Here is a 19193-nt window from a genome sequence, read left to right on the forward strand (position 1 = left end):
CTTCTATCGAACAAAAGCCTTGCCGCGGGCCATCACAAAACTGGGGGTACGCAGGGTGGAGATATCTTCAAGCGGATTACCCCGGGCGGCAATGATATCGGCCACTTTGCCTTTTTCCAGCGTACCGATTTCATCTGCAAGCCCCAATAGGTCGGCGGCATTGACCGTGGCGGCTTCCAGTACGGCCCGCTCCGGCATACCGGCTTCGACCATCAGTTCCAATTCACGGCCGTTAATGCCGTGTTTGCTGACCCCGCTGTCGGTGCCGAAAGCAATTTTTACGCCGCTCTTATAGGACCGGCTGAGCGCTTCCATGATCTGGGGGCCTACTTTGCGGGCCTTATCCACGCTGGCGGGCGGAAGAGTGCCCGGAATTTCCGCCATCTCGGCGGCGGTGATGCCGGCAAGCACAGTGGGTACGTGATAAGCGCCGGTTTTCTTGAACAGCTTGATGCTTTCCTTATCCAGATAGGTACCGTGTTCAATGCTGTCCACTCCGGCCTTGAGCGCCGCGTTAATCCCGTCCGCGCCGTGGGCATGAGCGGCCACCTTGCGGCCCATAGAATGGGCGGTTTCGACAATGGCGCGCTGTTCCGCGTCCGTGAACTGCTGGCCGGTACCGGCGGCGATATTGCTCAAGACCCCGCCGGTGGCGACATATTTGATCACATCGGCGCCGAACTTGATCTGTTCGCGCACCGCCCGACGGCAATCATCGGCGCCGTTGCAGATGCCGCTGTCCGGTTCGATCACCCCGTGGCGGAACCCGTTGGTATCCCCATGTCCACCTAGCGGCGAGATGGTATAACCGGCAGCAAGGATGCGCGGTCCCTGAATAAGCCCTTTGTTAATACCATCCCGGAGCGCAAAAATGCCGTCCCGCGGTCCGCCCACATTGCGGATGGTGGTGAAACCTGCGGCCAGAATACGTCGGGCAAAAGGCACGCCCATGATGGCATAATCCGCTTCGGTCAGGGTCACGGCCTCCAGGCGGCTGTTCTTGCTGATCTCCATGGTCACATGAGTGTGACTGTCGATCATGCCGGGCATGACAAACTGATCCCTGAGGTCGATGATGTCCGCCTCACTCACCTGGTCTAACTCTTCAGGCATGACATATCCAGGCCGGATCTCTTCGATACGGTCGTTTTTAATCAGGATGGACTGTTCCCGGCGCACTTCTTCGCGCGCATCGGTCATGAGTGTTCCGGCATGGATGATGGTCCAGTGCGGCTGCTCCTTGTGATCGGCAGCCGTGGCCGCCGGGCCTGTGATCATCGCACACAGCAGCAGCCCAATAAATCCTGATAAAAACTTCATGAATAATCCCCTTTAATGACTGTTATTTGTTTAATGACTTTTATGTGTCGACTCATATAAGTTTTTATAAAGCTAGCAGAATTGCCCGCCGCCGCAAATGGCCTATTTTTGCGCCGCTATTTCTGTCCAAAGCCGCCGCCTCCCGGGGTTTCGATGACAAAAACGTCATCCGGTTGCATATCCGTTTCATCGGCCGGCCCCAATATGTCCTCCCGACCGTCGCGGCGGATAACCTTATTGATGCCGGGTAGACCGTCATCCCCGCCGTTCAGCCCGGGCGGGGGAATCTGTCGATGATTGGAAATGATGGCCGCTTGCATGGCATGGCGAAACCGGAGCCGGCGGACAAGGCCATCGCCGCCCCGGTGCCGTCCATCACCGCCACTGCCGCGCCGGAGGGAAAACTCTTCCAGCAAGACCGGATAGCGCCATTCGAGTACTTCGGGATCGGTCAGGCGGGAATTGGTCATATGGCTCTGGACGGCGCTTTGTCCATCATGATCCGCCGTCGCGCCCATGCCGCCGGCGAGGGTTTCGTAATACTGGAACGTCTCGTCGCCAAAGGTGAAATTATTCATGGTGCCCTGGGCGGCGGCCATCTTGCCGAGCGCGAGAAACAGTGCGTTGACCACGGCTTGCGAGGTTTCCACATTACCCGCCACCACTGCCGCCGGCGGCCGCGGGTTCAACAGGCAGCCTTCCGGTACGATGATATCAAGCGGCGTGAGGCAGCCTTCATTAAGCGGAATATCGTCGTCCACCAGACAGCGGAACACATACAGCACCGCGGCGCGACAGACGGCGAGCGGGGCATTGAAATTATTGTCCTGTTGGGCCGAGGTGCCGGTGAAATCAATACGGGCGCGGCGGGTTTGTTTGTCGATGCCCACCCTGACCCGGATTATGGCGCCATTGTCCAGCGGATAATCATAGGCCCCGTCATGCAGCACATCGAGCGCCCGGCGCACCGCTTCTTCGGCATTTTTCTGCACATGGCCCATATAGGCCCGGACCACTGGCAGGCTGAATTCTTCGATCATACGGGAAAGCTCCCGCGCGCCTTTCTCATTGGCGGCGATCTGCGCCTTGAGATCGGCGATATTTTGCGGGATATTGCGGGCTGGCCAGGGTCCGGTGGACAACAGATCCGTGATCGCCTGTTCCTGAAAGGCCCCGTCTTTGACCAGATGCACATTGTCCAGCAGCACGCCTTCCTCGTTGATATGACGGGAGAAGGGCGGCATGCTGCCCGGCGTGAGACCGCCGATGTCCGCGTGATGTCCGCGGGTGGCGAGGTAAAACAACGGCTTTCCGTCTTCATCGAACCAGGGGCTGACCACCGTCACATCCGGCAGATGGGTGCCGCCATTATAAGGATCGTTCAGCACATAGACATCCCCTGGTTTCATGGTCGCGCTTCGCTTTTCAATGATGGTGCGCACGCTCGCGCCCATGCTGCCCAGATGCACCGGCATATGCGGCGCATTGGCGACCAGCCGGCCTTCGCCGTCAAACAGGGCGCAGGAAAAATCCAACCGTTCCTTCATGTTGACCGAATGAGCGACATTTTGCAGCACCGCCCCCATCTGTTCGGCGATAGACATGAACAGATTGTTGAAAATTTCCAGCATGACAGGGTCGGCATCGGTACCGATGGCTTTTTGCCGGGGGAGCGGCGTGGTGCGGGTCAGAATCAGGTTGCCAAGCGGGTCCCGCTCCGCCTGCCAGCCGATCTCCACAATATTGGTGCCGTGATCTTCCAGGATCATGGCGGGGCCGGGGACCGCTGTGCCGGGGGTGAGGGCATCCCGATGCAGGACGGCGGCCTCGACCCACCTGCCGCTACAAAAGATCCGCCGGGTTTTGGGGGCCGGACGCGGGCCGTTGGGGGACGTTGCGGCCCGGTCGGGAAGAGCTTCGCCCCCGCCCCGGGCTTCGGCGCGGGCGGCTTCGACAATCAGCGGCCGGTCCGGGCTGATAAAGCCGAAATGTTGTTTATGCAAGGTTTCAAAGTTCCGGCGCATCTCCTTGAGGGAGCCATACGGCACCTGCAGCGGGCTGTCGCTGCCCTGATATTTGATCTCAAGGGTGCGTTCCACCCGGATGTCCTGAACCCGTTGTTGTTTAAGTTCGTCCCGGGCGGCTTGCGCCAGCCGGTTCAGGGCAGCCTCAATTTCGGATAGATGCGCCGTGTCCAGCGGGCATTCCAGGGTGATCTCCTGCAGGTTTCTGAGGTCCGCAAGGCCCATGCCATAGGCGCTCAATACCCCGGCGAAAGGATGCAGCATCACCCGCGTTATGCCCAGCCGGTCGGCCACCAGGCAGGCATGTTGCCCGCCCGCGCCGCCGAAACTTGTGAGGGTATAGCGGCTCACGTCATAGCCGCGCTGGGTCGAGATTTTCTTGATGGCGCTGGCCATGTTTTCCACGGCGATGGCCAGCAGTCCTTCGGCCATATGTTCCGGGCTCTTGATTTCCTGTCCGGCGGCCTTGACCTCCTGCGCCATCGCTGCGAATTTGCGGCGCACCACGTCAAGATCCAGCGGTTCATCCGCACCGGGGCCGAACACATGGGGGAAGCTGCCCGTATCAAGCCGGCCAAGGAACAGATTAGCGTCGGTGACGGTGAGCGGCCCGCCCCTGCGATAGGCGGCGGGACCGGGATTGGCGCCAGCGCTTTCAGGCCCGACGCGAAAACGGCTGCCATCGAAGCCGAGGATCGAGCCGCCGCCGGCGGCCACGGTGTGGATATGCATCATGGGAATCCGCATGCGCACGCCCGCCACCTGGGTTTCATGGCGGCGTTCATACTGCCCCCGGTAATGGGCCACATCGGTGGAGGTGCCGCCCATGTCAAAAGCGATAATCTTGTCGACCCCCGCCTGGGCGGCGGTCCTCGCTGCGCCCACAATGCCGCCCGCCGGGCCCGACAGGATGGCGTCCTTGCCCCGGAAATGATCTGCATGGGCGAGCCCGCCATGAGACTGCATGAAATAGAGCGGGATGCCCGGCACCGCGTCCTTGACCCGGTCTATATAACGGTGCAACACGGGCGAGAGATAAGCGTCCACCACGGTGGTGTCGCCGCGGCTGACGAGCTTCATCAGCGGGCTGGTCTCATGGCTTGTGGAAACCTGGGAAAAGCCGGTCTCGCGGGCGAGCGTGGCGATTTTCCGTTCATGATCGGGATAGCGATACCCATGCATCAGCACGATGGCGACGGCGTTGATGCCGTCTTCATGGGCGGCCCGAAGCGGTGGTTTGAGGCTGTCCAGGTCCAGCGGGATGAGCACCTCGCCGCTGGCACTTAAGCGTTCGTCCACCTCGATCACCTGGTCATAAAGAAGCTCCGGCAGCGTGACATGGAGCGCGAACAGATCCGGCCGGTTCTGGTACGCGATGCGCAGCGCGTCCTTAAACCCTCGGGTGATCACGAGCAGGGTGCGCTCGCCCTTGCGTTCCAAAAGCGCGTTGGTGGCGACCGTGGTGCCCATCTTGATGCTGTCCACCCGGTCTGCGGGGATCGGCGCGTCTTTGGGCAGGCCCAGCAGGTCGCGCATGCCCTGAAGGGCGGCGTCCTCATATTGTTCCGGATTGTCCGACAGCAGTTTGTGGGTCAGCAACTCGCCCCCGCAAACAGTGGCCGGCGGCGCCGCCACAATATCGGTGAACGTCCCCCCCCGATCAATCCAGAACCGCCATTTTTTGCCAGTGTTACTTTTTTTCATAATGTTAAAGTCAGATAAATATCCGGATGAAGGGAATTGATGCCTATTGCGTAATAAGTGTTTCTATGTAACACACGAAAGTCACGAAAAAAATGCAGAGGAACCAGTAGTGTCGATTTGGGGTACGATCTTGGGCGGGGCCGCAGGGCTGGTGCTCGCTGGGCCGATCGGTGGTCTGATCGGGGCATTGGCCGGGCATGCGGCCAGTAAAAAACTGAACAAGAAACTTACAGGGCACGGTGGTGCGGGCGCCGAGGGCCTGCGTCAGATCACTTTCACCATCGGCGTGATCGCGCTGTCGGCCAAAATGGCCAAGGCGGATGGACGCGTGACCCGGGATGAGGTCAATGTGTTCAAACAGGCCTTCCGGGTGCCGGAGGGGGAAGTCAAAAATGTCGGCCGCCTGTTCGATCTGGCGCGCCGGGACGTGACGGGCTATGAGGCCTATGCGCGCCAGCTTGCCGACCTGTTTCATGATCGGCCCGAGGTGCTGGAGGAGCTTCTGGACATCCTGTTTCATATTGCGCTCGCCGACGGGGTGATGCACCCGCAGGAAGAGGAGTTCCTCAAACAGGTGGCGCAGATTTTCGGGTTTTCAGCAGCGGACTATCGCCGTATTCGCGAGGGCCATATGGGTCCGGACCGCAGCGATCCCTATGTTGTTCTGGGGGTGGGGCGGGAGGCCTCGGACAGCGAGATTCGCGCCCGCTATCGCCGCCTGATCAAGGAACACCACCCGGACCGGCTGATGGCGGAAGGCGTGCCGGAGGAATTCATCACCGTGGCCAACGACAAACTGGCGGCCATCAATGCCGCCTATGACCGCATCGCCAAAGAACGGCATATGACATAACAAGGGAAAAGGAAACGTCCATGTCCCCGCTGCATCTTTTACTGGGCCTAGTTGTTGCGCTGGCCTGGGGGCTTAATTTCGTGGTGATGAAGATCGGTCTGGAACAGTTGAGCCCGTTCTGGTTCGGCACGCTGCGGTTTGTCATCGTGCTGCTGATCCTTTTGCCGTGGCTAAGGGTGACGAAAGGCGCCATGACAAAGCTGTTTCTGGTGGGGATCTGTATCGGGGGCTTGCATTTCGGTTTTGTGTTTTTGGGCATGAATATGGCGAGCCAGGTTTCCGCCATCGTGGTGGTGGTGCAGATGAATATCCCGATCACCCTGCTGCTGGCGCATTTTTTCCTGGGCGAAAAAATAAGTCTCTGGCGGATGACGGGTATTGCTGTGGCTTTTGGCGGGGTGATCATCATCACCTTTGACCCGGCCATTGCTGGCGAAGGACTGGCGATAGCGATTATGTTGGCCGCGGTCACGCTTTATTCCATCGGTACCACCCTGATGCGGCGCATGCAGACGGTGAGCATTCTCAGGGTACAGGCTTGGACGGCCTTTTACAGCGTGCCGCTGCTGTTGGCGCTCAGCCTGTGGTTCGAGACGGGGCAGATCGCCGAACTCGTTCATCTGGACGCGCTGCATTGGGGCATGCTGATTTATACGGCGGTGATTTCGTCCATTGTCGGCTATGGCGGCATCAATTATCTGCTGAAACATTATCCGGTGGCGCAGATCGCGCCGATCCTGCTGCTGGTGCCGGTATTTGCCACCACGGCGGCAGTGGTCTTCCTAGACGAGGTGTTATCCCTGCGGTTTCTGATCGGTGCCGGAATAACCCTTGGCGGGCTGGGGCTGATCCATTATCGTGATTGGGTGAAGAATCGTAAACTACCCAAGGAGATGCTGCCCTGAGCGCAGGCTGAAGGATGCCGTTATGAGACGTCTTGCCATATTCGAGGCGCCCTCGCCGAATTTTGATGACCGCCGGGCGGACGCCGAAATCCGTTATCTGATCCTGCATTATACCGGCATGGTTTCCGCCGCTGCGGCGCTCAGCCGCATGTGTGATGCCCGCGCGAAGGTCAGCGCCCATTACATGATTGAGGAGGACGGCCGTATCCTGCGTCTGGTGCATGAACACAACCGCGCCTGGCATGCGGGGGTGTCCTGCTGGGAAGGGGAGACGGACATCAACAGCTTTTCGATTGGCATCGAACTGGTCAATCCGGGGCATGCCTATCCGGGCTACAAAGGAGGATATCGCCCCTTTCCTGAGGCCCAGATGGACAGCCTTGTGGCATTATGCCGCCGGATCTGTGAGACATATAACATCCGGCCCTGGCATGTGCTCGCGCATTCGGATGTGGCGCCGGGACGAAAAAAAGATCCGGGGGAGCTGTTTGACTGGCCCAGGCTGGCGCGGGAGGGACTTGCGGTCTGGCCGCAGAGGGGCGGGGAAGACATGCAAGGCGAGACCTTTTCCAAAGGGCAGACGGGGGCGGAGATCACACAGTTGCAGGAGGATTTGCGGCGTTATGGGTACGGGCTTGACTGCAGCGGGGTCTATGATGCCGAAACCATTGCCGTAATGAGCGCATTCCAGCGTCACTTCCGTCCGGCCAGGTTTGACGGCATGGCGGATCCGGAAAGCCGGGCGTTGCTGAACGCCCTGTTACGGCTCAAGGACGCTGCTTAATTTTCCGTGTGCCGGGCGTTTTCCTGATCCGGCAGAATGCCTTCAGGCAGGGGTTTCAGGGTCTGTTCGGTATTGGGACCGGCCGGACCCGTGGCGAAAACAATCTCATCATCCCCGCCACAGCCTGAAAGCATCAACAGCGGCATGGCCATAATAAGGGTTTTGAGCAGGGTCTGTATTGTGTTTGTCACCTGTTTCATTGACGTGTCCGGTCCTTGCATGATCATGTGGTAGCTTGTTGTTGTTTTCCGACAATACAGCGAAAAAAATGCAGTGCAAGCCCTTCATCTTAGAACTTTGTCAATATTTTTGGGCTATTCTTCCGTCAAAGGGTTAACGCAATAGAGGCATACGACAGTCAGGGCAAAGATAATGGCAAAGGCGGCAGTGGACATGGATGCACAACGGATCGAAAAAATCAGGGATGGTCTGAATTGCCTGCGCAAGCACAAAAGACGCACGGTGGTGATGCCGGCGACGCTTTATGTCGGGGCTTATGAATTCCGTTCCATGTTGTATGATATTTCGCTTGGCGGGGTGCGTATGAAGCTGGATCTGCCCTTGGCCCGGGGGGCCGAGGTCAAGATCAGAATCAAGGATAAATCCAAACTGGATGGCGCGGTGGTCTGGCATGCTACCGGCTTTCTGGGCCTGAAATTCCTGGACGATGCAGATCAGATCCGGGGCGTTTTGGGCGAACTTGTTGCAGGACTTGACTGAGCGCCTTGGTCCAGCCCTGAGTGTTGCGTTTTTTGACAAGACGCTTGCACTTCTGTTCATAAATAAGCGATAATAATAAAACCAGATGGCCGGATGGCCGCTGCGGTCTGCCGCAGAGGAAAGTCCGGGCACCACGGAAGAACGGTGCCGGTTAATGGCCGGCGGAGGCGACTCCAGGGAAAGTGCCACAGAAAGAAAACCGCCTGAAACGAGTTTCAGGTAAGGGTGAAAGGGTGCGGTAAGAGCGCACCGCTTTTCTGGCAACAGAAAAGGCAGGGTAAACCCCACCGGGTGCAAGATCAAATAGGAACGACAAGCCGGGGCATTCCCCCGGCGGCTCACTTCCGGAGCGTTGTTCGGGTTGATTGCATGAGGCGGCTGGCAACAGTCGTCCCAGATGAATGGCCATCCCTTCGGACAACCGGAGGACAGAACCCGGCTTACAGGCCGTCTGGTATCATTAATCCGGATAAGATCTGGAGTAAACTGTGGTAAGGCCCCGGTCCGAACAGACTTTATCCGCTTGGTCTCTAAAGCGAAAAATGTAACTAATATTAAGTTTTTTTTAACGATCGGCTTTGTACCCTGTCACTATAAAGTATATTTAGAGCCAGGTAGACACATGCAGGATTCCGTAATCAGACAAATTCTCAGTTCCATGCGCCGTCATAACCGCCGCACAGTGTTGTTGCCGGCCAGGCTGGATGTGGGAAAATATAATTTCGACTGTACGGCATATGACATTTCGCTGGGCGGAATTCGGCTCAAGGTGGACCTGCCGTTGGAGCAGGGGGCGAAAGTTTATGTCCAGCTCAAAGACAAACTGAAACGCGCCGCTAATGTTATCTGGTCGGCCGATGGTTTTGTCGGGCTGAAATTCTGTGATGCGCCGGAAATCATCCGGGGGGAACTTGGCAGTCTGGCCAAGGGGCTTAACTGATCTCTTTTGCTCTGATCCCTCCCGCCTTTTTACTGTCCTGAATCGATATGAATCGGCATGGTGTTAGAGTGAATTGAGCCAAGCTATTCACAATTCACTCTAGGCCACATTCCGAGCAACGGGGTTTGGTGTGGGCCGGTCGATATGCAGCACGGCGCCAGTGATGCTGCGGCGGCGGCGGACCAGTTCGAGCCCCACGGCTGAAACCTTGATGGCAAAGGCGATGACGGTTTCGCCGTCCATGTCCTGTGGATAGCCCAGCGGTTCAATGCCCCAGCCCGCGCGCAAGATGCAGGGAAACGTCGCCATATCCGTGACAAAGGTGATCTGCTCAATCCCATAAAGCAGGGCCGCTTCCATCAACGCGCTGCTGAAGGCGGCGCCGATCGGATTCATCAGGTTCAGGCCACCGTTCCCTCCAGACAGGATATAGGCCCGCGAACATTCCCAGATTTTGGGGCCCCGTGGCACTTCTCCTTCGATGAGGTGAGGGAATATTTCGGACATCAGATGTGGTTTTTCCGTCGGCAAAAGGCGCATGCTGCCCAAAACGTCACCCTGTTCATCCAAGGCCATAAGATACAAGGCGTCTTCCGTATCAAACTGGTCCTTTTCATATCCCGGCCGGGCCAAGGGAAGCGACCAGCCTTTCTGTTCCACAAAAACCCGGTATCTTTGCCGGTGCATTTGGGAAATGGCTGTCAGATAACGATGCCGGTTTGCGGCAGTGACCAAGGTGATCATGAAACCGTCTCCTTTGTTGCCGAACATTTACATCTATGTTTGCGAGAATGCCTTGAAAGGTAGGACGTTGTAACCTCCCTAGTCGGATAGGGTCACGAACGCATCAGGTCAGCCGATAAGCCGGAACGGAGATGAAGGCCGGGATCATATATGGACTCATTAAATAAATAGGTGGCGAAATAAATAGGTGGCGTTTCCCCTCATACAGCGGGCCGGGAACCGGGGACAACAGGCAGGTCATATGTGGGTAAGAACAGCGGTTACGGCCTGATTTCTCCGCTGATGACGGCGCGGATTACGGCCTGTACACGGGTCGGTACGCCGTGTTTGCGTTTGGCGTTTTCCACATGAAAATGTACGGTGCTGGAACTGATGGACAGAATATCGGCAATATCATTGTCACTTTTTCCTGCCGCCACCCAGCTCAGGCATTCCCGTTCCCGGTTGGTCAGAGGGACGCCGGGCCGATCGTCCTGATCCGATTTGTTAAAAATGCGGGTCGCTGCTTCCTGGAAATATATTGCCATTAAATGCAGGGCATGATGGCTGTTGGGTGGCAGATCCACGCAGCTTCCTGAAACGTTGAATGTGGTTGGCAACCGACCCGGCACATAGATGGGCACGGTGATTCCTGTTTTAAGCCCGCACTGGGCCGCTTCATCCATGATCTGCTGCTGGCGTTTATTCAACTTGTCCAGCTTGTGCCAGTAAAAGGGGGTGGGAACGCACAGGGCTTTTTTTAAAATGATGTCCGTTTCAAAATATCGCTGGTCCAAGTATCGGGATACCCAGTTTTCAGGATAATGCACAATACCAATGGCATCCGGCGGCGGCGAGACAAAATCCACCAAGGAAAGACAGGAAAAATAATCGAACCCCAGCGTTCTGACAGCCTTGCTCATGACCCGTTTCAACTCTTGTCCCCCAGCGGCTTTCTGGGCGGCGGTGACAAAGTCCTGAATATCGGAAAACCCCATCATCTTACGGCCCCTATGGGAAACGGCTCCCTGAAGTGGTTCTTGGTCATATATCTTTAGTATATTATTATAAATATTTTTCAATTTAAAGTGTTATTTTGTGTTAGGGGTATTTCCGGATAAGAGGAAGCCCGCCTTAAAGCTTTCTTAAAGAAATCCATCTATTGTAGAACAGGCTTTTGAAAGTGTTTGCGGCAATACAAAAATTCATAAAAAAGTTTTCAAGGGAGCGACAGTGACAGACCCCCTTTTAATGAACTTCGCTGATCAGGAACTCGCAGCGGCCTGGCATAAGGACATATATGCCTATTGGCAGGCGTTGCGGGGCGACCGAATAATGCCTTCCCGGAAAATGTTTGACCCATTGCAAGTACCTGCCGCTCTTGGAAAAATCATGATTATTGAGGTTGGGGAGCCTCCGGAAAAATATAAATTTCGTTTAATTGGGACCGAGATTACCCTGCTGGCAGGGTTTGATGCCAACGGTCAAAGATTCATGGAACTGCCCGATATCGAAAGGGTTACGCACCGTTTTGACTGGTTGCTGGAAAATAAGCGCCCCTATTATGTCCATGATATTTTCTTTTGGTCTGAGGAAGATAGAAAGGAAGAACGGTTTGCCTATAATTCTCTGGTCCTGCCTTTTTCAGAAAATAACATAGACGTTAATTTTATTTTCAACTGCCTTGACATTGTCAAACTTCCTCCCGTTTCCTGACTGTCGCAGGGCGGCGGAAGAGTACAGATAAACCCCGTTGGCATTCACAGCCGTTCTTTGCAACTTGATTGGGGAACCACCTCGATATAAAGCGAATTGTGATGAGAGGGGAACGTCATCGCGATAAACATCAGCGACGACGCAATCCATAGTGCTGCCGTCTGTGGAACGCCGCATCCGCTTGCGCCGCCCCGCAAAGCAGTGCGTTAACTTTTTGTTAACTTTTTTGCGCTGGAATCCAACGCCGGATAAAGATAATATTGTCGCATCAAAACATCACACAACGTAATGCTGCAGCAGCCCCTTCGCCAGCATTATGTTTGGGGGATGTCCTGTTAATCTACAGGATTTAAGGGGAATAATCGTGATACACGCTAATAGTCCGGACACTTTAGTGACCGACCTTTCCAAAGGTGATTTTTCCGAAAATTTCCAGAAAGACGTTTTGGCATACTGGAATCTGATCAGAGGCAGCCGACAGATGCCTTCACGAAAGGATTTTGATCCTGTGAAGGTTCCGACCGCTCTGGGAAATCTGCTCTTGGTGGATGTGGTGGCCAACCCCGTCAAATTCAGAATTCGCCTGCTGGGCACGGGTCTTACCCCTTTGTTCGAGGGGGACAGAACAGGTTATTTTATTGATGAAATTCCTTATAGCGGGCAAATAATACAACGGTTCCAATGGTTGATAAGCCACAAGAAACCCTATTACATCCGAAGCGATTTCTCCTGGCCCGGGGAGGATCCCAAGCCTTATACCAGCCTGGCCTTGCCCTTATCGGAAGACGGCCAGACCGTCACCATGATCCTGTGCTGCATTCATCTGTTGCAGCTTGACCCGGGCGGAAAAATGTTCTGGTTCCGTCATTTTGGCGGGGGCGCCTCCTGAACTTGAGGCGCAAACTTGGGCCCAAATTTGAGGCTGGGTTAGAAAACTCGCCTGTGAACCGGTCAGTGAACTTGACAGTATAAGACGGCTAGGCGCATGCTGGGATGGCCGAATTGTGGTGGTTTATCCCCGATAAGGTCTGTATTGAGCTCCTGGTGAGAGAAACTGATGTCCCGACAACCTTCACGCCTTCCGTTCCAAAGCCCTGAGCAGGAATATTTGCGGCGCCTTTATACCAGCGCGTCGGCCTGTGCCCATCATTTGGAATGTTCCCTGAGCGGAGAACGTTATGATATTGGTCGGCCTCACGGACTGTCGCGGACCGGCAAACCGCTCATGGTGCGTTATGACCTGGACAAGGTGAACCGGAGCGTCACATGGGCGCAGATGAAAGCCCGTCGCAGCGGTTTCTGGAAGTATCGGGAACTTTTGCCGGTAATGAACGGAGAGAATGTAATCAGCCTGGGAGAGGGCGTGACTCCACTGATTGCCTTGCGCTACAGTGTGCCGGCGGGCGCTCGGGTGGTTGTCAAGGATGAAGGACGCCTGCCGACCGGTTCTTTCAAGGCGCGGGGACTGGCGGTGGCCGTGGGCCGCGCGCGGGAACTGGGGCTTAGACACCTGGCCATGCCGACCAACGGAAATGCTGGCGCGGCTCTTGCGGCTTACGCCCGTTATGCTGGCCTGAAGGCCACGATCTTCTGTCCGGAGGATACGCCAGAGATTAACCTGCGGGAAATGGCGGCGCAGGGCGCGGAATTGCATAAGGTTAATGGTTTGATCCATGAATGCGGCCGGATTGTCCAGAAAGGGGTTGAGGAATCTGGTTGGGCCGACTTTTCCACGCTCAAAGAGCCTTATCGTCTTGAAGGCAAAAAGACCATGGGGCTGGAGCTGGCCGAACAATATGGCGGGACTTTGCCGGAGGTGATTTTTTATCCCACCGGAGGCGGCACTGGGCTGATCGGGATGTGGAAGGCATTCCAGGAATTGGTGGCTCTGGGCTGGATCAGGGACAAGCTGCCGCGCATGGTGGCGGTGCAGGCCACAGGCTGTGCGCCAATTGTCAGGGCCTGGGAACAGGGGTGGGATCAGGCATCCTTGTGGCGTGATGCGGCCACAGTTGCGGCGGGCATTCGGGTGCCGGTGGCGGTAGGGGATTTTCTGATTCTGCGCGCTTTACGGGAAAGCGGTGGTTTCGCAACGGCCGTATCGGATCAGCAGATTCTCAAGGCACGCGATCAGGTTGCGCGTGAGGACGGCCTTTTGTTATGTCCGGAAGGGGCCGCAACCTTTGCCGCATGGAAACAGGCCCTGGAACAGGGAATGGTCAGTTTTCAGGACCAGGTTATACTGTTTAATTGCGCCACTGGCCTTAAATACCCGCTGCCAGAAGGTGGCAGCTGTTCCGATTGTGATCATCCCTGATAAGGTCTAACCCCTGTCCGGGGTAAGGAGACCCCAATTTTGTTATCGCCAAGGGGGCTGAACGGGAAGTTATGGTGAAGTGTGTAGCGTCTATTGTTGCAGCTATGCTGGCGCTGGGAGGGCTCATCGGGGCGGTGCCGGGTTTTGCCGCCCCGGCAGTGGAGGAAATCGTCACGACGGGCACCCCACTGGCGCGTCTGGCGGATAGCTCATTTAGCGAAGACCTCTGGACGGCGGGGGATCTCGCCAGTCTGCCGGGCCGCCAGCTCGACCGGAAACTCAGATTTCATCCGGGGTTTGGTCTATTTCGTCGCCACAGCAGCCTGGTAGCACATCCTTCAATTCAGGGGGGCGGACTGCGGCATCTGGGCCCCAATGGCGCGGGGCGGGTTCTGGTGTTGCTGGATGGCGTGCCGCAAAACGACCCTTTTGGGGGCTGGGTATACTGGAACGGGATGGAGGCTGCTGACCTTGAAAGCCTTCGTCTGGTGAGTGGCGGTGGCGCCGGACAGTGGGGCCAGGCGGCCCTTGCCGGAACCATAAATCTGAGCAGCCGTTCGCCCCGGGAAGGGGGGTGGGCCCGGTTGATGGTAGACAGTCTGACGAGCCTTGAAATGGCGGCGTCGGGAGGTCTGGATCTGGACGGGGTGATGTTGTCCCTGAGCGGGGGATATCTCGATAGCGTAGGACATCATTTGTTATCTGAAGAGCAACGCGGGTCCATTGATCAAAAAGCGTCACTGGAAAGCCGTCGGATTGGGGGGCGGCTGACGGTGCCGCTGCGGGAACAGGTGACCCTGGCGGTAGGGGCTGGTTTTTATGAAGAACATCGTCTTAATGGCCTGCCATCGGCCCCGAATGACAGTCGTCTGTATGATGGAAGTTTCAGCCTGGCTCGCCGGGATAGTCGTCTGAACTGGCAGTTTCTTTTATTCGGCCGCAGTCGTGAGTTCAGCAACCGTTTTGCCGCCACGGATGAGCGCAGGACGGCCGATCGTGTGGTGCTGGATCAGTTTGACATGCCTGCGGAGATGTTGGGCGGCAGCTTTCTGTTGCAGGCCTCTGATCTGCACCCACATCATCTGGAAACCGGTGTTGACCTGCGTCTGCTTAAGGGCGAAACCCATGAGCGGTTCTTTTTTGTGGCTGGTGTGCCAAACCGGGAACGTGCCGCCGGCGGGCGGCAGCTTTTTGCCGGAATATTTGTCGAGGACAGGGTGACTTTGGGGCAAAGTACGACCCTAACCCTGGGGGCGCGGCTGGACTATTGGCGGCTCTATAACGGTCACCGCCGGGAATGGAACTTGCAGGATAACAGGCTAATTCGCGATGAAAGCTTTGACGAACGTTCAGGGCAAATTATAAATGGGCGGGTTTCCATGCAGCATCGTTTCAGTCCCGACAGCGGTCTGCGGGTGAGCGCCTATACGGGATTTCGGGTGCCGACCATCAATGAACTTTATCGGCCGTTTCGGGTGCGCACAGACATTACGGAAGCCAATCCGCAGCTGGACCCGGAACGGCTTTACGGGATTGAAGTCAGCGGCCAACACCGCTTTACGGAACAGGGCCGCCTGGAAGTTACGTTTTTTTACACCCGTCTCAATCAGGCTGTGGCAAATGTCACTATCGGGCAGGGGCCCGGCGTCATTCCGCCATTCGGGTTTGTCCCGGGGGTGTTGCGTCAACGGCAAAATCTCGATCGTATCGCTAGTCATGGCGCAGAGGTGCGCCTGAAGGGAGATTTGGGAGAGCGCCTGTCTTATGATCTGCGCTATCTGTACGTCCGCGGGCGGGTAGAACAAAGCATTGCCCATGCAGAGCTTGACGGCAAGAGACTGCCGCAAAGCCCGGAACATCAGGGGAGCATTCTGGTCAACTGGCAGCCAGCGGGGCGTCTGGACATTACCCTGGTGGCCCGTTATGGCGATGGCCCGTTTGAAGATGATCTGAATACTCTGCGCTTGAACGATCTGTTCAGTGTGGATTTGGCCTTGCAGTATCAGGCGGGAGCCGACTGGCAGATCGGCTTTGAAGCTCTCAATCTTTTGGATCGGACACTCGAAACCGGAATCAGCAGTGACGGCTTGGTCTCCATTGGGCAGCCACGGACCTTCAGGCTCAGTATCGTCAAAAACTATTAACGGGCCAAAACTGTTAACGGCTCAGAAATCATGTACAATTCTCCCGGTCAGATCTGGTTCAGGAGCCAGGGATTTGGCGCAAGCCATAGTGGTGCATCTTTTCTTGCATATTCATGTTTGGGATCATATGATGTGGGTTCTTTGAGGATGTACGGGTAGAGAGTATGATTGAAAAACGGCAAGAGGACTGGGAAAATAAAAAAAGCGACAAGGGTCGGATTGTTCGCTCTGAAGAACGCCGGACCCGCCGCCGGCAGCCGGTGTTATGGAAATCGGTGATCAATGTGGGCACTTACAGTTTTGATTGTGTGGTGTTCGATGTGTCCCTGGGCGGCGCCAAACTGAAATTCGATCTGCCGCTCAAACCCGGAACCCTGGCCAATCTCGTGATCAAGGATCAGTGGTCTCTGCCGGCCACCGTGGTTTGGCAGGATGAAGATCGAATGGGGGTGAAATTTGATTATGACGAAAGTCGGGTGCGGGTCATGTTTGGGCCGCTGGCGGAACGTTTGTAGGGCTGGCCTCAATCTTTCCTGCTCGGTTTGATTTTCTCTGCTCTGTTTTATTCTATATCTTAATCTTATTTCTATAACGCGGCCGATGCCGGGTGTTTCGTTTTTCCTGCCCTATCCTGGCTTATTTTCTGTTCTTGACCTGAGTGGCTTGTTCATGGCCTGACTGCGTCAAGGGCGCTGGCGGATTTGTGGCCGCCGAGTCTTTCCCGGAAATTGTTTTTCTGAAACCAACTGAACACACCGCATGCCGGACACGGCGTGGCCTTTGGTTTTTTGGGCAACCTGTTCGCAATTCACTTTAAAGCATTATTAACCCCATATCTATACCATGTATTCCCATTGACGAGGCACTATATCCCATGATATCCCATAAGGAGGCGAGTCAGAGGGGACGCAGGCCATGCAATAACGCACCACATGCCGATTGTCGGGACGGGCAATGCCGAAATTTACATCGACATACACCAACAAGGTGGATAAGAAAGGCCGGGTTTCCGTGCCGGCATCCTTTCGCGCCGCCTTGCCCGAAGGATCCTGGCAGGGAATTGTGGTGTACCCGTCCTTTGTACATGATGCCATTGAAGGTTGTGATCTGGCCCATCTTGACCGGCTGGCGGACTCCATTGACGATCTGGCCCCGTTTTCCGAAGAACATGATGCCTTCACATTGTCCATCATCTCGTCCAGCTCCCGCCTGGCTTTTGACAGCGAAGGCCGCATCATACTGCCCCAGGAGTTGATGGAAATTGCCGGAATTGTCGATCGGGCGACCTTTGTCGGGCGTGGCAACACCTTTCAGATCTGGGAACCGGAGGCCTTCCAGGCCGAACTGGCCAAGGCGCGCGAAGTGGCCCGCAATAATCGGGCGATGCTGAAATGGAAAAGCCGGCTTCCTGCCGGGGAAGGGCAAGGGGCATGATGACCGCAGCTTCCCCCCGTGATCCCCGAAAAAATACCACACATGATTCCGATCATGGCGCTGGGCGTTCCTCTCCGGACGACCGGAAACATTTTCCCGTCTTGCTGGAAGAGGTGCTGGCAGCCCTGTCTCCCGCAGATGGTGAAGTCATTGTGGATGGCACATTCGGCGCGGGCGGATATAGCCGGGCGCTGCTGGATCGGGCGGATTGCATGGTATGGGCTATCGACCGGGACCCCGCAGTCCGCGAAACGGGAACACAGTTCGAACAGGTATATCCCGGCCGGTTTCGTTTGCTTGAGGGATGTTTTTCAGACATGGAAAACCTGCTGCAAACGCAGGGGGTAACCGGCGTGAATGGTATTGTGCTGGATATCGGGGTGTCATCCATGCAATTGGATGAAGCGGCGCGCGGGTTTTCGTTTCAGCAAGACGGCCCGCTGGATATGCGTATGGCGCAAAGCGGGCGGAGCGCAGCGGATGTGGTCAATGAAGAAGATGAAACGACGCTGGCTGACATTATTTACCAATATGGCGAGGAGCATAAATCCCGGCGCATTGCCCGGGCGATTGTCGAGGCGCGCCGTAACCGCCCCATTACCACAACCGGACAACTGGCGGATGTTGTGGCCCGGGCGGCAGGGCCGAAAAGGCCGGCGCGCGGACAAAAGCAGATTCATCCCGCCACCCGCACCTTTCAGGCCCTGCGGATTTACGTGAATGACGAACTTGGCGAGTTGCGCCAGGCTTTGGCGGCAGCGGAACGGCTTCTTATGCCGGGCGGCAGGCTGTGTGTGGTGACCTTTCATTCGCTGGAAGACCGTATCGTCAAAAACTTTTTCCGGGAACGTTGCGGAGCGCTTTCCCGGGGATCACGCCATTTGCCTGCGGCAGCAGCGAAAGGGTCAAAGCCAAGTTTCGAAATGATTGTTCGGGGCGGGGTGAAGCCGTCTCAAGAAGAGCTACGTCTCAACCCTCGCTCAAGGTCGGCGAAAATGCGGGCCGGACGCAGAACTTCCGCGCCGGCTTGGAAAAAGGAGGATACGGCATGATCAGGATAATTGCTGCGATGGCGCTGCTGATGGTGCTGGTGTCGGCGGGCGCCGTCTATAACCTGAAAGAGGCCACGGAACGGTTGGAGGAACGCAAACGGGAGCTGAGCCGCAATATTCTGAAGGACCAGGAGGCCATCAAGGTGCTTAAGGCGGAAATGGCCTATCTCAGCCGCCCGGAGCGTTTGCAGAAACTGGCGGACAGGTTTCTCAACCTGCGGCCGATGGAAAATGTACAACTGGCTGCCTCTCTGGAAGACATTTCAGGTCGGGACGGGGAGTTTGAGCTTGTCGGTTATCCCGTGGACAGCTTTCCTTTGCTTTTGCCGCGTGAAAAGCCGCAGGAGAGGCGGGCAAATCCCAACAGGCGCGATATCTACCTGACCCGTGGTCAGGAGAGGCAGGTACATTATCCTGCGCCGCCAAAGGTTCAGGCGGAATCGAAATCCGCGCCGGCGCAGCATTCAAAAAGTTTTTATGAGCGAATTCTGACAAAATTGGAAAAACACAATTGAGATCTATTGATCTACATATCGAAGGGGCAAGGCAGGGGGCCA

General features: G+C 56.3%; 18 protein-coding genes and 1 other RNA gene. 14 read left to right on the forward strand and 5 right to left on the reverse strand.

Translation table 11 applies throughout. The features are described 5' to 3' along the window. Positions 1-3: 3 nt before the first annotated feature. Both FE788_RS03595 and FE788_RS03600 read right to left on the reverse strand, forming a co-directional pair. Positions 4-1320, reverse strand: coding sequence for a metal-dependent hydrolase family protein (locus FE788_RS03595; protein WP_138379354.1), 1317 nt, complete (start codon positions 1318-1320; stop codon positions 4-6). Between the two features lie 116 nt (positions 1321-1436). Then, complete coding sequence (locus tag FE788_RS03600; RefSeq protein WP_138379355.1) at positions 1437-5048, reverse strand: hydantoinase B/oxoprolinase family protein; 3612 nt, start codon at positions 5046-5048, stop codon at positions 1437-1439. Positions 5049-5157: 109 nt separating this feature from the next. Between FE788_RS03600 and FE788_RS03605 the strand changes: the two genes are divergently transcribed. Genes FE788_RS03605 through FE788_RS03615 form a run of 3 tightly spaced genes read left to right on the forward strand, consistent with a single transcriptional unit; the run spans position 5158 to position 7590 of the window. Further along, a complete protein-coding gene (locus FE788_RS03605) occupies positions 5158-5901 on the forward strand; it encodes a TerB family tellurite resistance protein (RefSeq protein ID WP_138379356.1) in 744 nt (247 codons plus the stop codon). Positions 5902-5921: 20 nt separating this feature from the next. Further along, positions 5922-6806, forward strand: coding sequence for a DMT family transporter (locus tag FE788_RS03610; RefSeq protein WP_138379357.1), 885 nt, complete (start codon positions 5922-5924; stop codon positions 6804-6806). Between the two features lie 22 nt (positions 6807-6828). Then, positions 6829-7590, forward strand: coding sequence for an N-acetylmuramoyl-L-alanine amidase (locus FE788_RS03615; protein WP_138379358.1), 762 nt, complete (start codon positions 6829-6831; stop codon positions 7588-7590). On the opposite strand, the gene FE788_RS03620 is transcribed toward FE788_RS03615, so the two are convergent. After that, positions 7587-7790 carry a hypothetical protein gene (locus tag FE788_RS03620; RefSeq protein WP_138379359.1) on the reverse strand — a complete coding sequence of 68 codons (204 nt, stop codon included), beginning with the start codon at positions 7788-7790 and terminating at the stop codon, positions 7587-7589. The two genes, FE788_RS03615 and FE788_RS03620, sit on opposite strands and share 4 nt — an antisense overlap. A 172-nt stretch (positions 7791-7962) precedes the next feature. Here FE788_RS03620 and FE788_RS03625 point away from each other — a divergent pair, with 172 nt between their 5' ends. The 3 genes from FE788_RS03625 to FE788_RS03635 all read left to right on the forward strand — a co-directional run bounded on the left by FE788_RS03625 (position 7963) and on the right by FE788_RS03635 (position 9250). Next, positions 7963-8310 (forward strand): PilZ domain-containing protein, encoded by a 348-nt coding sequence (locus FE788_RS03625; RefSeq protein WP_138379360.1) that lies wholly within the window; start codon positions 7963-7965, stop codon positions 8308-8310. Between the two features lie 81 nt (positions 8311-8391). Beyond that, an RNA gene (gene rnpB / locus FE788_RS03630) (RNase P RNA component class A) lies at positions 8392-8769 on the forward strand. A gap of 163 nt (positions 8770-8932) precedes the next feature. Continuing rightward, a complete protein-coding gene (locus tag FE788_RS03635) occupies positions 8933-9250 on the forward strand; it encodes a PilZ domain-containing protein (RefSeq protein WP_138379361.1) in 318 nt (105 codons plus the stop codon). A gap of 99 nt (positions 9251-9349) precedes the next feature. Here FE788_RS03635 and FE788_RS03640 read toward each other — a convergent pair whose 3' ends face one another. Together FE788_RS03640 and FE788_RS03645 are read right to left on the reverse strand one after the other, a co-directional pair. Continuing rightward, entirely contained in the window at positions 9350-9994 is a 645-nt protein-coding gene (locus tag FE788_RS03640; protein WP_168190251.1) for an acyl-homoserine-lactone synthase, read from the reverse strand. Between the two features lie 260 nt (positions 9995-10254). Beyond that, positions 10255-10974 carry a LuxR family transcriptional regulator gene (locus FE788_RS03645; protein WP_138379363.1) on the reverse strand — a complete coding sequence of 240 codons (720 nt, stop codon included), beginning with the start codon at positions 10972-10974 and terminating at the stop codon, positions 10255-10257. A gap of 250 nt (positions 10975-11224) precedes the next feature. Between FE788_RS03645 and FE788_RS03650 the strand changes: the two genes are divergently transcribed. From FE788_RS03650 to ftsL, 8 genes are all read left to right on the forward strand, one after another. After that, positions 11225-11689 (forward strand): PAS domain-containing protein, encoded by a 465-nt coding sequence (locus tag FE788_RS03650; protein ID WP_281277196.1) that lies wholly within the window; start codon positions 11225-11227, stop codon positions 11687-11689. Positions 11690-12053: 364 nt separating this feature from the next. Beyond that, positions 12054-12578 (forward strand): PAS domain-containing protein, encoded by a 525-nt coding sequence (locus tag FE788_RS03655; protein ID WP_210414123.1) that lies wholly within the window; start codon positions 12054-12056, stop codon positions 12576-12578. Between the two features lie 168 nt (positions 12579-12746). Then, on the forward strand, positions 12747-14006 hold the full coding sequence (locus FE788_RS03660; RefSeq protein ID WP_138379366.1) for a threonine synthase: 1260 nt from the start codon (positions 12747-12749) through the stop codon (positions 14004-14006). Between the two features lie 71 nt (positions 14007-14077). Beyond that, positions 14078-16150: a TonB-dependent receptor gene (locus FE788_RS03665; RefSeq protein WP_138379367.1), complete on the forward strand. Its 2073-nt coding sequence runs from the start codon at positions 14078-14080 to the stop codon at positions 16148-16150. 164 nt (positions 16151-16314) lie between these two features. Then, a complete protein-coding gene (locus FE788_RS03670) occupies positions 16315-16665 on the forward strand; it encodes a PilZ domain-containing protein (RefSeq protein ID WP_138379368.1) in 351 nt (116 codons plus the stop codon). 439 nt (positions 16666-17104) lie between these two features. Beyond that, entirely contained in the window at positions 17105-17584 is a 480-nt protein-coding gene (gene mraZ, locus FE788_RS03675) for a division/cell wall cluster transcriptional repressor MraZ (RefSeq protein ID WP_138379369.1), read from the forward strand. Beyond that, positions 17581-18636: a 16S rRNA (cytosine(1402)-N(4))-methyltransferase RsmH gene (rsmH, locus tag FE788_RS03680; RefSeq protein WP_210414124.1), complete on the forward strand. Its 1056-nt coding sequence runs from the start codon at positions 17581-17583 to the stop codon at positions 18634-18636. Before mraZ ends, rsmH begins: the two co-directional genes overlap by 4 nt. Continuing rightward, positions 18633-19151: a cell division protein FtsL gene (gene ftsL / locus FE788_RS03685; RefSeq protein WP_138379370.1), complete on the forward strand. Its 519-nt coding sequence runs from the start codon at positions 18633-18635 to the stop codon at positions 19149-19151. Before rsmH ends, ftsL begins: the two co-directional genes overlap by 4 nt. Positions 19152-19193 lie beyond the last annotated feature (42 nt).

Origin of the sequence: Luteithermobacter gelatinilyticus, assembly GCF_005849285.1 — a bacterium.
Taxonomy (GTDB): Bacteria; Pseudomonadota; Alphaproteobacteria; order Sphingomonadales; family Emcibacteraceae; genus Luteithermobacter; species Luteithermobacter gelatinilyticus.

Excerpts from the sequence above, each read along its gene's own strand:
- FE788_RS03635 (WP_138379361.1), top strand. The coding sequence starts at position 8,933 with ATGCAGGATTCCGTAATCAGACAAATTCTCAGTTCCATGCGCCGTCAT.
- FE788_RS03645 (WP_138379363.1), bottom strand. The coding sequence starts at position 10,974 with ATGATGGGGTTTTCCGATATTCAGGACTTTGTCACCGCCGCCCAGAAA.
- FE788_RS03660 (WP_138379366.1), top strand. The coding sequence starts at position 12,747 with ATGTCCCGACAACCTTCACGCCTTCCGTTCCAAAGCCCTGAGCAGGAA.
- FE788_RS03670 (WP_138379368.1), top strand. The coding sequence starts at position 16,315 with ATGATTGAAAAACGGCAAGAGGACTGGGAAAATAAAAAAAGCGACAAG.
- FE788_RS03595 (WP_138379354.1), bottom strand. The coding sequence starts at position 1,320 with ATGAAGTTTTTATCAGGATTTATTGGGCTGCTGCTGTGTGCGATGATC.
- mraZ (WP_138379369.1), top strand. The coding sequence starts at position 17,105 with ATGCCGAAATTTACATCGACATACACCAACAAGGTGGATAAGAAAGGC.
- FE788_RS03615 (WP_138379358.1), top strand. The coding sequence starts at position 6,829 with ATGAGACGTCTTGCCATATTCGAGGCGCCCTCGCCGAATTTTGATGAC.
- FE788_RS03620 (WP_138379359.1), bottom strand. The coding sequence starts at position 7,790 with ATGAAACAGGTGACAAACACAATACAGACCCTGCTCAAAACCCTTATT.
- FE788_RS03640 (WP_168190251.1), bottom strand. The coding sequence starts at position 9,994 with ATGATCACCTTGGTCACTGCCGCAAACCGGCATCGTTATCTGACAGCC.
- ftsL (WP_138379370.1), top strand. The coding sequence starts at position 18,633 with ATGATCAGGATAATTGCTGCGATGGCGCTGCTGATGGTGCTGGTGTCG.
- FE788_RS03665 (WP_138379367.1), top strand. The coding sequence starts at position 14,078 with ATGGTGAAGTGTGTAGCGTCTATTGTTGCAGCTATGCTGGCGCTGGGA.
- FE788_RS03625 (WP_138379360.1), top strand. The coding sequence starts at position 7,963 with ATGGCAAAGGCGGCAGTGGACATGGATGCACAACGGATCGAAAAAATC.
- FE788_RS03610 (WP_138379357.1), top strand. The coding sequence starts at position 5,922 with ATGTCCCCGCTGCATCTTTTACTGGGCCTAGTTGTTGCGCTGGCCTGG.
- rsmH (WP_210414124.1), top strand. The coding sequence starts at position 17,581 with ATGATGACCGCAGCTTCCCCCCGTGATCCCCGAAAAAATACCACACAT.
- FE788_RS03600 (WP_138379355.1), bottom strand. The coding sequence starts at position 5,048 with ATGAAAAAAAGTAACACTGGCAAAAAATGGCGGTTCTGGATTGATCGG.
- FE788_RS03650 (WP_281277196.1), top strand. The coding sequence starts at position 11,225 with ATGAACTTCGCTGATCAGGAACTCGCAGCGGCCTGGCATAAGGACATA.